Annotated in this window: 10 protein-coding genes and 1 pseudogene; 4 read left to right on the top strand and 7 right to left on the bottom strand. The window is 61.6% G+C overall.

Going from position 1 to position 13,421, the window contains the following annotated elements:
* The first annotated feature begins 1 nt into the window (after position 1).
* Together HGP14_RS04050 and HGP14_RS04045 are read left to right on the top strand one after the other, a co-directional pair.
* Positions 2-889 carry an SMP-30/gluconolactonase/LRE family protein gene (locus HGP14_RS04050; RefSeq protein WP_168828550.1) on the top strand — a complete coding sequence of 296 codons (888 nt, stop codon included), beginning with the start codon at positions 2-4 and terminating at the stop codon, positions 887-889.
* Positions 890-1,099: 210 nt separating this feature from the next.
* Positions 1,100-1,699, top strand: coding sequence for a PRC-barrel domain-containing protein (locus tag HGP14_RS04045; RefSeq protein ID WP_168828549.1), 600 nt, complete (start codon positions 1,100-1,102; stop codon positions 1,697-1,699).
* A gap of 50 nt (positions 1,700-1,749) precedes the next feature.
* On the opposite strand, the gene HGP14_RS04040 is transcribed toward HGP14_RS04045, so the two are convergent.
* The 4 genes and pseudogenes from HGP14_RS04040 to HGP14_RS04025 form a co-directional block, all read right to left on the bottom strand.
* On the bottom strand, positions 1,750-3,795 hold the full coding sequence (locus HGP14_RS04040; protein WP_168828548.1) for an NADH:flavin oxidoreductase: 2,046 nt from the start codon (positions 3,793-3,795) through the stop codon (positions 1,750-1,752).
* 126 nt (positions 3,796-3,921) lie between these two features.
* On the bottom strand, positions 3,922-5,283 hold the full coding sequence (locus HGP14_RS04035; RefSeq protein WP_168828547.1) for a putative bifunctional diguanylate cyclase/phosphodiesterase: 1,362 nt from the start codon (positions 5,281-5,283) through the stop codon (positions 3,922-3,924).
* Between the two features lie 130 nt (positions 5,284-5,413).
* A pseudogene (locus tag HGP14_RS04030) lies at positions 5,414-5,944 on the bottom strand (response regulator); the annotation flags it as partial.
* 115 nt (positions 5,945-6,059) lie between these two features.
* Positions 6,060-7,784 (bottom strand): response regulator, encoded by a 1,725-nt coding sequence (locus HGP14_RS04025; protein ID WP_168828546.1) that lies wholly within the window; start codon positions 7,782-7,784, stop codon positions 6,060-6,062.
* Between the two features lie 178 nt (positions 7,785-7,962).
* Here HGP14_RS04025 and mutL point away from each other — a divergent pair, with 178 nt between their 5' ends.
* Positions 7,963-9,750 carry a DNA mismatch repair endonuclease MutL gene (gene mutL, locus HGP14_RS04020; RefSeq protein WP_168828545.1) on the top strand — a complete coding sequence of 596 codons (1,788 nt, stop codon included), beginning with the start codon at positions 7,963-7,965 and terminating at the stop codon, positions 9,748-9,750.
* Between the two features lie 64 nt (positions 9,751-9,814).
* The gene (locus HGP14_RS04015; protein ID WP_168828544.1) at positions 9,815-10,045 is read left to right on the top strand and encodes a DUF2093 domain-containing protein; all 231 of its coding nucleotides are present in this window, start codon (positions 9,815-9,817) and stop codon (positions 10,043-10,045) included.
* A gap of 2 nt (positions 10,046-10,047) precedes the next feature.
* Here HGP14_RS04015 and lpxK read toward each other — a convergent pair whose 3' ends face one another.
* From lpxK to waaA, 3 genes are all read right to left on the bottom strand, one after another.
* Positions 10,048-11,085 (bottom strand): tetraacyldisaccharide 4'-kinase, encoded by a 1,038-nt coding sequence (gene lpxK / locus HGP14_RS04010; protein WP_168828543.1) that lies wholly within the window; start codon positions 11,083-11,085, stop codon positions 10,048-10,050.
* A gap of 189 nt (positions 11,086-11,274) precedes the next feature.
* Entirely contained in the window at positions 11,275-11,994 is a 720-nt protein-coding gene (locus HGP14_RS04005; protein WP_168828542.1) for an HAD family hydrolase, read from the bottom strand.
* A gap of 7 nt (positions 11,995-12,001) precedes the next feature.
* Positions 12,002-13,321, bottom strand: coding sequence for a lipid IV(A) 3-deoxy-D-manno-octulosonic acid transferase (gene waaA / locus HGP14_RS04000; protein WP_168828541.1), 1,320 nt, complete (start codon positions 13,319-13,321; stop codon positions 12,002-12,004).
* Positions 13,322-13,421 lie beyond the last annotated feature (100 nt).

The raw sequence follows: 13,421 nt of genomic DNA, 5'->3' as shown, positions 1-13,421 counted from the left end.
CATGACGGAAATGTATGAATTTCAGGGCAAAGTTCTTTGCAACACCAATTCGGTACTTGGTGAAGGCCCGACCTACGACCCCGGCACTGATACCGTCTGGTGGTTCAATATCCTCGGCAGAGAACTGCACGAACTGAACCTCGGCACCGGGGAGAAGAAGATGCATTCCCTGCCGATGATGGCGAGCGTGCTGGCGCGCATCGATGCCAATCGCCAGCTGCTGGCGACCGAGGAAGGACTTTTCGTCCGCGACAAGAACAGCGGCAACCTGACCTTCTATGCAGCTCTCGAAAACGACAAACCGGAGAACCGCTCGAACGACGGTCGCACGCATCCCTCCGGCGCACTGTGGATCGGCACGATGAGCAAGCGCGCGGAGAACCAGGCAGGCTCGATCTATCACGTCGCCGGCGGCAAGGTGACCAAGATCTTCAGCGGCATCAGTATCCCGAATTCGATCTGTTTTTCACCGGACGGTACGATCGGCTACTACACGGATACGCGCATCAGCCGCCTCATGCGCGTCATGGTCGACCCGCAGACAGGACTTCCGGCAGGCGAGCCGATCGTCATGGTGGACAGCATGGAGGACCCAGGCGGCCTCGACGGCTCCGTCTGCGACGCCGACGGCTACATCTGGAACGCGCGCTGGGGAGCGGGCGTCGTCGACCGGTACAGTACCGACGGCCTACGCATCGCCCGTTACACGGTGCCCGCCGCACAACCGTCCTGCCCCGCCTTCATCGGCGTCAATGCGGATCGCTTGGCAGTAACGACCGCCTGGGAAGGGCTCGACGAGTCCGCACGGTCGTCGCAGCCGCAGGCTGGCGCTCTGTTGGAGCTCGGAGTGACGGTGAAGGGTGTTTTCGACCCGATCTATGTGCTCTGACACGCCCGGAAGAGAGCGCGCCGAGGCTGCGTTGCATCGGCCAAAATCACACGCATGTCGCTAAAAGTTCCACCTAAATGGTGAAATTTTTCCGCATTTATCAGCGGAACCAATAGCCTACCCAGTCATTGTCCTTTCGAACCGGCACGGAAAACGCCAACGGGCGGCCGCGCTTAAGACCACTCGAAGGAACAAAAAGGTAGGTTCGAAATGACACGCAAACTTCTGACGACCGTGGCCGCTGGCGCCCTGTTTGCCACGGCCTTCGCACCGGCGGCATTCTCGCAGACCCAGCCGGCTCCTGCCGCGCCGGGTGCTACGCAGACGGCTCCGGCCGAACCGGCTGCACCGAAAATGCCGGACGCCACCGCGCCAATGAATGACGCAGCCAAGGCTCCGGCTCCGGCTCCGTCAGCCGATACGGCCCAGGCTGGCGGCGGCTATTTGACGGAACAGGGAGCGGACCAGATCAGCGCCAACACCTATATTGGCCAGTCGGTCTATAACGCGGAGAATAAGAGCATTGGTGAGGTCGACGACCTGATCATGAAGAAGGATGGCGGCCTGGTGGCTGCTGTGATCGGCGTCGGCGGCTTCCTCGGTATCGGCGAGAAGGACGTCGCCGTGCCGATGGAAAAGATCACCGCTGCCCAGAACCCGCAGGACGGCAGTATGAAACTGACGACCACGGAAACTGCCGACTCGCTGAAGGCCGCTCCGGAATTCAAGACGCTGCAGATGCAGGCAGCCGAAAAGCCTCCGGCAACAACGGGCACAGACACAACGGCAACCGGTTCGACCAAGAACTAGTTTCGCGCTTTAAGTAGAGCGTAGGCGGCGTCCGAAAGGGCGCCGCTTTCTTATAAGAGAGTACAGAAACGCAATGCGTCGTAAATCGCCGCATGAATGTTGCGGCTTGAGACCGCGTCGCCGATCCTGATGAGATCGAACTGTGCATCAGGGTTTTTCACCGCAAGCGGATACCTACGCCCGATGAGAGCGGCATAGTCGACGGCACCGAAGTTCCGCGACTGCGGCTTGAGTTCCAGATAGAGATCGGCATTCGGAACGGTGCCATGCTCGACGACGACTTGTGCGACGTGACGCTCCCGAACGACGTCCCCCGCATAATCTGAACCCAGCACGGCGACGAGGCCGTTTCCTTCGCGGCGGACAGCCATCAGCCGGGTATTGATCGTCACGCGGACATCCCGCTCGGCGAAAACCTTGGCATAGAGCACATGGTTCATGCCTCCCATTTCGGGAGCGAAAAAACGCTCGGGCGACACGAGTTCCAGTTCCGCGCCGCTGTTGGCGATCACCTCGGCCGCCGACATCCCCGGATGGCCGCCGTTGTCGTCAAAGAGCAGGACGGAGCCCTCCGGCTTGACTGCCCCCGCTAGGATATCCCAGGACGAGGTGACCAGATCATCTCCCGCATCGAGTTCCGGCGACTGCGCGATACCGCCCGTTGCCACGACCACCAGATCGGGCTGAAATGCGAGCACTTCCTCGGCGCCGGCATAGACGTCATAGTGGATTGCGACACCCAGGCGCTCAAGTTCGGCGAGCCGCCAATCGACAATCCCGACCATCTCCTTGCGGCGCGGATTGCGGGTCAGCAGGTTGATCTGACCACCTGCCTTGCCTGTCGCCTCCAGGACGTCAACATGATGGCCGCGTTCGGCGAGCACCCTTGCCGCTTCGAGGCCCGCCGGTCCCGCGCCGACGACGACGGCCTTTCGCCGGACGTCCGCCTTCTCGATTTCGTGTGGCATTTCGGCCTCGCGACCGGTGGCGGCATTGTGAATGCAGAGCGCCTCCCCGCCTTCGTAGATGCGGTCCAGGCAGTAGGTGGCGCCGACACACGGGCGGATGCGGGCCTCCTCTCCGGCCATTACCTTTCTGGCGATATGCGGATCGGCAATGTGGGCACGCGTCATGCCCACCATATCGAGCTTGCCCTCGGCAATCGCATGCCTTGCGGTCGCAACGTCCGCTATTCGCGCAGCATGGAAGACGGGAAAGTGCGTCGCCGCCCTCACCTCGCCTGCGAAATCCAGATGCGGCGACGCGGGCATTCCCTGGATCGGGATGACGTTGTTCAGCGCCGCGTCGTGGTCGATATGGCCCCGAATGATGTTCAGGAAATCGACCGTGCCGGAAGCCACGAGGCGCTTGGCGATTTCGATACCTTCTTCGCGCGAAAAGCCTTTCTCCCAGTCCTCGTCCGCAGCCATGCGGATGCCGACGATGAAGTCCGGCCCCATAGCCTTTCTGACCGCCTCGGTGACCATCAGCGAGAAGCGCATGCGATTTTCCAACGATCCGCCGAATTGGTCTTCCCTATGGTTGGTCGCAGGCGACCAGAAACCGTCCATCAGGTGCCCATAGGCTTCGAATTCGATGCCATCCAGTCCCGCAGCCTGCATGCGCTCAGAAGCCGATACATAGTCGGCGACGATGCGCTCGATGTCCCATTCCTCCGCTTCCTTCGGAAACGCGCGGTGGGCGGGCTCGCGGATAGGAGACGGCGCCAGCACCGGCAGCCAATCGCCCCGGTTCCAGCCGGTGCGGCGGCCGAGATGGGTAAGCTGGATCATCACCGCCGCGCCATATTCGTGACAGTCGTCCGTGAGCTTTCTTAGCCACGGCACGATCTCGTCGCGGTAGGCATGCAGGTTACCGAAGGCGGGCGGCGAATCCGCCGAGACGACGGCCGAGCCGGCGGTCATCGTCAGTGCGATGCCGCCCTTCGCCTTTTCGCGATGATAAAGCCGGTAGCGGTCCGTCGGCATGCCGTTTTCGGAATAGGCCGGCTCGTGCGCGGTGGACATGATGCGGTTCTTCAGCGTCAGATGCTTGAGCTGGAAGGGTTGCAGGAGAGGATCTTTGGATGACGTCATCGACACTCGCTTTTCCGCGCCGGCACGCGGCATGAATCTTCCGCCAGGGCGATCATGACGCAGTGCTGGAGGAATTGCGATACCTAACGGCGGCGCGGACTAGCCTCGATGCGGCCTGCCTCAAACTCAGGCCGGCAGACGATCGATCGCGGCTGTGTCGTAATAGTTCTCGTGGAGGAAGCGCAACGTCGCAATGCCGTCGGCAGGCTTGCCGAAGTGGTAGCCCTGTCCCATGCCGCATCCCAGCGACCGCAGCTTCGCGGCTTCCGAATAGTCCTCGATGCCTTCGGCGACGACTTCGAGATCGAGACCTTCGCACATCGTCAGGATCGCCTTGACGATGTGCTCGGAGGCACGGTCGGAATTGATGCGCGAGACGAAGGCACGGTCGATCTTCACCTTGTCGAAGATGAAATCACGCAGGCGGCCGAGACTGGATTGGCCGGTCCCGAAATCGTCGAGCGAGATGCGCACGCCCGCCTGGCGCAGGTCGGAAAGGATGCGGTGGGCCGTATCGGCGGAACTCATGACGGCGGTTTCAGTGATTTCGAGTTCCAGCCTGTGCGGGTCAAAGCCGACGCGGCCGAGGATGGAGAGCACGTTGCTGCTCGTGCCCGGGTCCATCAGCTGCGCGGAGGAAAGATTGAAGGACAAGAACAGCTCGCGCGGCCATGAGAGCGCCGCCTCGGCTGCCTTTCTAAGCAAGGTTTCCGACAGTGCGTCGATGAAACCGCGCTCCTCGGCAAGCGGTACGAAGACACCCGGCGAAACGAAGCCGAGGTCCGGATCGTTCCAGCGCGCCAGGGCCTCAAAGCCAATCACCTGGTTGTTCGACAGCGAGACGATCGGCTGAAAATGCACATCGATGGCGTCCGAAATGATGGCGTTTCGAAGCGCCTGCTCCAGCTGCGTGGCGCGCTTCATCTCCTGTGCGATCTCGCGCGAATAGACGGTGATCTGGCTGCGTCCACGGCGCTTGGAGCGATAGAGAGCGGTTTCAGCGCTTTTCAAAAGTTCGTCGAATTCCTCGCCGGCAAACGGATAGATGGCAAACCCGAAGGAGGCGGAAAGGCGGACGTTGCGATCGCCGAGATCGTAGGGCGCCGACAGCACTTCGCGGATCATCTGCCCGAACTTCTCGGCGCTTGCGCGCTCGAAGATCAGCGGCAGCACGAAGGCAAATTCGTCGCCATCATGGCGGGTAACCAGGGCGCCATCCGGAATGCATGCCTTCAGACGAAGGGCAACCTGGCAAAGAATCTCGTCGCCGGCGGCGGAACCGAAGAGATCGTTGATCGGCTTGAAGGAATCGAGGTTAGCAATACCGATGGTGAAAGGAGCCGGATCGCTCGCGCGCTCCGTGGAAATCTGGCGGACCCTGTCGCGCATGCGATGGCGGTTACCGAGGCCGGTAAGCGGATCGGTATATGCCATAGCCTGAAGCTCGTTCTGGCTCACAGGCAGGAAGGGTATATCCGCCGGCTTCATCGTTCAACCTAAGCTGTCGTCATTCGCACTCGGAAGAATGGCGGGCAAGTCTTAACAAACCGATAGTACGCGGCGCCCTCAGCGCATTCGCGTGTAGGCAGCCAATGGTATCGCTTGGGGTCAGGACCTACTAAATGCGTGCCCGGAGCGGCTCGGCGGCAAGATACTTCTGGAAGATCGTTTCCAGCATGTCCGGACTGACGGGCTTCATGATGACGTCATCCATTCCCGCCTTCGTGCATTCGGCGCGATCTCGCTCGAATGCCTGGGTCAACACACCGATGATCGGCGTATGTTGCGGCTGGTCTTCTTCCATCTCGCGGATCATGCGCGCCGCCTCGAAACCATTCAGTCCCGGCAGCGAAATGTCCATCAACACGATCTGCGGCTTGTGCTCCGTCCAGAGCCGCACCGCATCGTCGCCGCTGGCCGCGATCATATAGCGATAGCCCAGTCCCTCGAGGATTTGGGAAAAGACGATCTGGTTGATGTCGTTGTCTTCCGCCACGAGCACCTGGAGAAAGTCCGCCTCCGAGGACGTCGTGATCTCCCAGTCGGCTTCGCCTTCGGTTGTGGGCGTCTGCTTGTTGCGGTTGAAATGCCGGGCGATCTGGAACGTCAATTCGTTGGCAAGCTGGAAGCCATCCATGACCAGAACCGGGTCGTCATTCGCACTCGGAAGAATGGCGGGCAAGTCTTAACAAACCGATAGTACGCGGCGCCCTCAGCGCATTCGCGTGTAGGCAGCCAATGGTATCGCTTGGGGTCAGGACCTACTAAATGCGTGCCCGGAGCGGCTCGGCGGCAAGATACTTCTGGAAGATCGTTTCCAGCATGTCCGGACTGACGGGCTTCATGATGACGTCATCCATTCCCGCCTTCGTGCATTCGGCGCGATCTCGCTCGAATGCCTGGGTCAACACACCGATGATCGGCGTATGTTGCGGCTGGTCTTCTTCCATCTCGCGGATCATGCGCGCCGCCTCGAAACCATTCAGTCCCGGCAGCGAAATGTCCATCAACACGATCTGCGGCTTGTGCTCCGTCCAGAGCCGCACCGCATCGTCGCCGCTGGCCGCGATCATATAGCGATAGCCCAGTCCCTCGAGGATTTGGGAAAAGACGATCTGGTTGATGTCGTTGTCTTCCGCCACGAGCACCTGGAGAAAGTCCGCCTCCGAGGACGTCGTGATCTCCCAGTCGGCTTCGCCTTCGGTTGTGGGCGTCTGCTTGTTGCGGTTGAAATGCCGGGCGATCTGGAACGTCAATTCGTTGGCAAGCTGGAAGCCATCCATGACCAGAACCGGAATGCCATAGTGCCCGGCGAGCTCCAGGCAGCGCATGCCCATTTGATTGTCGATGATCACAAGATCCAGCGTAAGGCCGGCAGAGGTGGCCATCTCGAGGAACCGCTCCTCCTCATCCTCGCCCCTGACCGCGCATGCTTCAAAGCCGTATTTCGCAAGCGTGCGGATCGCGCCCGCTTCGGCGGCGATGTCGCCGGTGACGACCAGGATCTTGCGGCCGGAAAAGTTTTCCGGAACGATCGTCTCCATCGCGGCCGGCTCCCGGTGCTCGGTATCGCCGTTAAGCGGCACGTAGGCCCGGCGATAGGAGTGATGGCTCGACGTCGTGATTGCAGTTGCCCGGTCGAACTCGTCGAGATCGGCGCCCTCGCGCGGCAGATCCTGCATTGTGGAGACAAGGAAATAGCGCCCCGGCTTGCCGATGCGGTGCTTGCGGCTGACGATGTCGCGCTCCGAACCATCGCGCGAGATCTGCCGCTGACGCACGACGGACATCTCGCCCGTTTCCAGAACATGCCGGTCGCTCTCTTCGAAGCGCTGAGCGACTTCGGGGGAGAAGAGATCACTGCTCTTGTGGCCCAGCACCTGGTCGACGGTCGTCTGATATTTCTCGCAGAAGGCGATGTTGGCGGCGACGTAAGTGAGATTGCGGTCCTTGACGAAGAGCGGGAATGGCAGGTTGTCGAGGATATCCTCGGTGAGTTGCACGCGTTCGAGGTCGGAGCGCCACTGCTCCTCGCGTTTCCTCTCCTCGGAAATATTCGAGATGACGGAAACGCAGTAGCCGCTCGGCAGACGGCGCTTGACCAGCCGGACCCAGCGGTCGATGCCGTGGCGCTCGATCATCTCGAACCGCTCGCGCCAGTGGGAGGCAATCCTCTGGGAAAGCCAATCCTCGCGGCCAAGCGAACCGCCCGGTTGCTTAGCTGCATATTGCTGGTGAAGGCCAGTGTCGTAGACCGCACCGAGAAAATCCCGAAGCCGGGTCCCGGGCTTCAGCACGACTGGCGAGATCGGGAAGAAATCCAGCACCTGCCGGCTCGCGAAAATGATCTGGTCGTTCTTGTCGTAGATGATGAGAGCGGCCGAGAGGCCATCCGCAATGGCTTCAAAGAGCGCAGGCTGCAGGTCAGTTTCAGGCAGCATTTCATCGCTTATGGATGATGCGTCCGCCTTTTCGAAGCCGGCACTCATTCCTTCACGTCCCACATCGATCCGATTTCACAGCGCTCATTGGTTGTATGCGCCCAAAATGCCAGCTTTCCCCTAACGGCAGCTTAACATTAAGCAGTACAATTCAAGGGAGCGGAACACTCCTCTGGACGGAGCTTTTTAGCCTTCCCTCGGACATGCGAATCCGCGAAAATGGGATATGGCCATCAGACAGCTCTCCGAAACGCTCATCAACCAGATCGCCGCCGGCGAAGTCATCGAACGTCCGGCCAGCGCGGCGAAAGAACTGATCGAGAATGCGCTGGATGCCGGTGCAACCCGCATCGAGGTCGCCACCTCCGGGGGCGGCAAGGGGCTGCTGCGCGTCAGCGACAACGGCGTCGGCATGGATGCCGCCGATCTGGAACTTGCAGTGCGGCGGCACTGCACCTCGAAGATTTCGACAACGCTCGACGACATTCGCACCCTCGGCTTTCGCGGCGAGGCTCTGCCTTCCATCGGGTCCGTGGCGAAACTCAGCATTTCCAGCCGCCGGAAGGATGGCGGCGTCGGGAGCGAAATTGCAGTCGCTGGTGGCAAGGTGCTGCATCTCAGGCCCTCGGCAGGCAATCCGGGCACGATCGTCGAAGTGCGCGATCTCTTCTTCGCAACGCCTGCACGATTGAAGTTCCTGAAGACGGAAAAGGCTGAGGCGGCGGCCATCACGGAAGGCGTCCGCTTCGTGCTGTCCGGCACCGACCGCAGCACGCTCGAATTTCCGGCGACCGGAGACGACCACCTCGCCCGCATGGCGCAGGTGCTCGGCAAGGAATTCCGCGACAACGCGATCGAACTCGATGCGGAGCGCGAAGGTATCGCACTCACCGGTTTTGCCGGCGTCCCGACGTTCAACCGCGGCAACTCGGCGCATCAGTATGCCTTCGTCAACGGCCGCCCGGTGCAGGACAAGCTGATCCTGTCGGCGATCCGCGGCGCCTATGCGGAAACAATCCCGGCCGGACGCTATCCGGTAGCCGTTCTGTCGCTGTCGCTCGATCCGGCTCTGGTGGATGTCAACGTGCATCCGGCCAAATCGGACGTCCGCTTCCGCGATCCCGGTCTCGTGCGCGGGCTGATCATCGGCGCGGTTCGCGAGGCACTGGCGCGCGACGGAAGCCGGGCGGCAACGACAGGCGCCGACGGCATGCTGCGCGCCTTCAGGCCAGGCTTCCAGCCGAACTACCAGCGGCCGCCGCAGGCAGCATGGTCGGCCGAAACCTCCCCATCCCGCCCCTATCAGACGACAAACGGCAGTTTTGGCGAGAGGCCGCAGACTTCTTTCGACGGGCTGAGCATGCCCGCCGCGCGCACCGAACCGCAGGCTCGGACATTGCAGCAAACCGCGCCTCGCGAAGAACCGCAGCCGCAATATCCACTCGGCGCAGCGCGGGCGCAGATCCACGAAAACTACATTGTTGCGCAGACGAATGACGGACTTGTCATCGTCGACCAGCATGCCGCGCATGAGCGCCTCGTCTTCGAGGCAATGCGCAAGGCGCTGCACTCGAAACGGCTGGCGTCCCAGGTTCTGCTGATCCCGGAAATCGTCGACCTGCCGGAGGAAGATTGCGACCGGCTGATGGTACATGCCGAGGGGCTTGGCGAACTCGGTCTTGCGATCGAGCGCTTCGGGCCGGGCGCGATTGCCGTACGCGAAACGCCGGCAATGCTCGGCGAGGTGGATGCGCAAGGCCTCATCCGCCAGCTTGCCGACGAGATTGCCGAGTGGGATACGGCCTCGGGCCTCTCCGCCAAGCTCGAATACGTCGCTGCGACCATGGCCTGCCACGGCTCGGTGCGGTCCGGGCGTAGACTTCGACCAGAGGAAATGAATGCGCTGCTCCGGCAAATGGAAGTGACGCCGGGTTCCGGCCAGTGCAATCATGGACGGCCGACCTATATCGAACTGAAGCTGTCGGATATCGAGCGCCTGTTCGGACGCAGCTGAAAATACTGGCAATCGCGCTTTCGCCGCGATATTGGCAGGAGAAGGCAACCGGGAACGGAGCAGGATGAACTTGTTTGAAGCAAATGGAAACCGCGAAGCGAAGATCCGCTATCTCGACGCAGATTTCCAGATCCTGTCGCCGGGCTCCTACGTCGTCTGCGCCATGACCGGCAAACATATACCGCTTGACGAACTGCGCTACTGGAGCGTTGCCCGGCAGGAACCTTATGCCGACGTGGTCTCGTCCTTCGAAGCGGACAAACGCGCGGGCGTGCTGCCGAACCAGAAGCGCTGATACTACGTGCGTTTTTCCCTCAGCCGCCGCTGCCGGCAGGCATCTATCGCACGATCGATGATAAGACCGGGCGCCTGATGATCCTCGAAGGCCATTTCGACTTCGATGACGCGGCATTTGGCGGCGAGTTCTTCGGCCCTGCCATGATGGCCGGCGAGCCGCACGAAGTCCTTCGACGTGGTGACGATCGACAGGTTTTCCCGTTCGGCGGTTGACAGCAGATCCACCATCTCGTCGTCGGTCAGGTGCTCGTGGTCACCGAAGGACCTGCTGACTGCGATCTCGGCGCCAAGCGATTCCACCGTCCGGAAGAACTTGCCGGGATCGGCGATGCCCGCGAAAGCCAGCACCTTCCGGCCGGCTAGATCGTTCTCGCCGCAGACTTTCAGCGATGCGGTGAAATAGGGTTTTGCGGCACGGGCAGCCATGCGGACGACCGCGTCCGCGGCATTGCCCTTTCCTACTTTCAAGAGAGCGCTGACGTAGCGCATCTGCACTGCGATCGGCGCGCGTACCGGCCCGCCCGGCACCATATGTGCGTTGCCCAGGCCGCGCACCGCATCGATAACCAGCAAGGCGTAGTCGATTGCGAGCTTCGCGCTCTGGAACCCGTCATCCATGATGATGAGGTCAGCGCCCTCCTTGACCAGCCGCTCTGCGCCCTCGACCCGGCGGCGGGAAACGACCGTCAGCGCCTCGCGGGCAAGCAGCAGCGGCTCGTCACCGACGGCAACCGCGCGATGATGAGCGGGTTCGACAACCACCGTAACGTCCAGAGAGCCTCCGTAACCACGGCTCAGGAAGCCGGGCTTCAGGCCCTTTGCCTTGGCTGCGCGGGCAATCGCCAGCGCCGTCGGCGTCTTTCCGGCGCCGCCAACGGTGAAGTTGCCGACGCAGATGACCGGTACGGGAACGGACGCACGGTGCGCATGCTTCATCCGGTAGCCGGCGATGCGTCCGTAAAGGAAGGAAAAGGGCGAGAGCGTCCATGCCCGCCAATCGGCTTTCGTCCACCAGAACGGCGGCGCTTCGGATACCATAGGTGCCGCCTTGCGCTCTTCCGGTGCCCCCAGCACCCGGTTACTCATCGACTGCGGGGAAACAAAGGGCAAAACTGAAGAAAAAGCAAGCTTTTGCTTCCCGCACCCTCATTCCTGTGCGCGTCGCTGGAATGAGGAAGCTTCGGAGGTGCGGTCGCGACATAATCGACCGGCTATGCCTGCAGCCAATCACGCTGGCTGGAGGTCGTGCAGCAAATCCTCAAGTTCGGTGATGTCGTTGAGGCAATAATCGGACGCAGCCGCGAGCGATTCCCGCGAACCGGTGCCCGTCAGAACAGCGACCTTGAGGCCCGCCTCCGCATTGTGGCCCATGTGCAGATCGTGATTGTTGTCGCCGACGACCGCCACTTCCGCCGGCTTCAGCCCGGTCGCCTTGCAGAAGCCAAGGACCATTCCGGCTTCCGGCTTGCTGCCGAAACCACTGTCATAGCCAGCGATGTAGTCCACAAACTCGGCAAAGCCGAAACGCTGGGCCATCAGGCGGATGGAGCGTTCGTTGTCGCTGGAAGCGATGCCCAGTTTGAAGCCGCGGCCATGCAGGCGGCCGAAGAAAGCGGCCAGATCCGTCACAGGAACGCTGAATTCCGCGGCATTGGAAAAAAGCTCGTCGAGCTTGATCGTCAGTTCCACGACCTCGACCTTGGATCCGGCGGCGACCAACCCCTCGGCGATCTGCCGGGTATTGCCGGCCGCAAGGAGGCTGTCGGGCACGATGTGGCCGGTCAACGGGTCCATGCCGCAGGCGGCGAGCAGCTGATCGGCGAGAGCGGCATCTCCTTGGGAAGCGATGCGCGCCAGCTCTCGGTTCACCGGCAGCCAGCTCTCATCATAGTCCAGCAGGGTGCCGTCCTTGTCGAAGAGGATGCCTTTGATGCTTCTAGCCACCATCTTTCAATCAGCCCTCTGCCATCATTTTCGGCAGCAGTCTTGCCTTTACGGTCAGCGGATTGATGTAGGGCTCGAGAGACTTCACCGTAGCCGTCAATGCGCCGCGCATTTCTTGCACAGCGCCAATGCCGGCGTCGATCATTTTGCGCCGCGCCTCGTCGTTGATGAGAAGATAGTGGACCCCCTTGGCCAGCATCTCTGTATCGCGCACCATGCGCGCGCTGCCGCGCCGGGCGAGCTTCTGATAGGCCTCCCGGAAATTCTGGACATTGCTGCCGGAAAGCACGGCACAGCCGAGCATGGCAGGTTCGAGCGGATTTTGGCCGCCCTCCGCAAACAGCGATCGGCCGACGAAGGCGACTTCCGTCAATCGCAAGTAAAGGCCCATTTCGCCGATCGTGTCCCCGAGGAAGATATCGGTGTCCGGCGACAGCACGTCGTTGCGTGTGCGGCGGGCGACCTTGAGCCCTAGCTTGACGAGCTCTGCCTCGATCTCGTCCGAGCGCTCGGGATGCCGCGGCACGATGATGGTCAGCTGTCCGTTGCGCTCCTTGAGCGTGCGATGAACGATCGCCGCGGCGTTCTCCTCGCCGTCGAAGGTCGAGATCGCGGCCCATGTCTTGCGCTCCCCGATCTGCTTCTTGTAGCGGGCCAAGGTCGATGCGTCATAAGGCGGTGCGTCCGTATCGACCTTCAGGTTGCCGGAGGTGGTCACATGCCTGGCGCCGAGATCACGGAAGCGCTCCGCATCGACATCTGACTGAGCGACGACAAGCGCGAGATTTTCAAACAGAGCTTCGGCGATCGCGAGGCGCCGCTGCCAGCGCGCGAAAGAACGGTCGGACATGCGGGCATTGACGAGAATCTGTGGAATGCGCCGGCGGCCGAGTTCCATGATCGTCGCCGGCCAGATCTCCGACTCCGCAATGATGGCGCAATCCGGCTGCCAGTATTCGAGGAAGCGGCCGACAGCAGGCTTCAAGTCGAGCGGCACATATTGGTGGATCGCTTCATTGCCGACGCGCTCGGCGGCAAGCTTTGCGGAAGTGATCGTTCCGGTCGTCAGGATAACATGAATGTCGCGGCGGCGGATCTCGCGGATGAGGGGAATGATGGCGTTGGTCTCACCGACGCTCGCGGCATGGATCCAGACAAGCGGACCCTGCGGCCGGTTGGCGCTTGCATAACCGAAGCGCTCCATGCGGCGCGCGCGCTCTTCCTTGCCCTTTGCGGTCCGATAGGCGAGATAGGCGCTGACGAGTGGGGAGGCGATGGTCCCCGCCGTCCGATAGAGGCCCAGCGCGAACCGCGCGCTCGGCGAGCTCATCTAGAATACCTCCGATCAGCAGTGACCGTCATCAAACCCATTCCCCAATCATTGTTGCGGCCGGAATGACCGAGTAATTTGTTCAGAATGCGTCAATCGA

Source organism: Rhizobium sp. P32RR-XVIII (genome assembly GCF_012641395.1).
Taxonomy (GTDB): domain Bacteria; phylum Pseudomonadota; class Alphaproteobacteria; order Rhizobiales; family Rhizobiaceae; genus Rhizobium.
This window is presented reverse-complemented; position numbering and strand designations above follow the sequence as displayed.

Bases quoted from the DNA above. Each gene is read 5' to 3' on its own strand.
- HGP14_RS04025 (WP_168828546.1), bottom strand. From the start codon at position 7,784: ATGAGTGCCGGCTTCGAAAAGGCGGACGCATCATCCATAAGCGATGAA.
- HGP14_RS04050 (WP_168828550.1), top strand. From the start codon at position 2: ATGACGGAAATGTATGAATTTCAGGGCAAAGTTCTTTGCAACACCAAT.
- HGP14_RS04045 (WP_168828549.1), top strand. From the start codon at position 1,100: ATGACACGCAAACTTCTGACGACCGTGGCCGCTGGCGCCCTGTTTGCC.
- waaA (WP_168828541.1), bottom strand. From the start codon at position 13,321: ATGAGCTCGCCGAGCGCGCGGTTCGCGCTGGGCCTCTATCGGACGGCG.
- HGP14_RS04015 (WP_168828544.1), top strand. From the start codon at position 9,815: ATGAACTTGTTTGAAGCAAATGGAAACCGCGAAGCGAAGATCCGCTAT.
- HGP14_RS04005 (WP_168828542.1), bottom strand. From the start codon at position 11,994: ATGGTGGCTAGAAGCATCAAAGGCATCCTCTTCGACAAGGACGGCACC.
- HGP14_RS04035 (WP_168828547.1), bottom strand. From the start codon at position 5,283: ATGAAGCCGGCGGATATACCCTTCCTGCCTGTGAGCCAGAACGAGCTT.
- lpxK (WP_168828543.1), bottom strand. From the start codon at position 11,085: ATGGTATCCGAAGCGCCGCCGTTCTGGTGGACGAAAGCCGATTGGCGG.
- HGP14_RS04040 (WP_168828548.1), bottom strand. From the start codon at position 3,795: ATGACGTCATCCAAAGATCCTCTCCTGCAACCCTTCCAGCTCAAGCAT.
- mutL (WP_168828545.1), top strand. From the start codon at position 7,963: ATGGCCATCAGACAGCTCTCCGAAACGCTCATCAACCAGATCGCCGCC.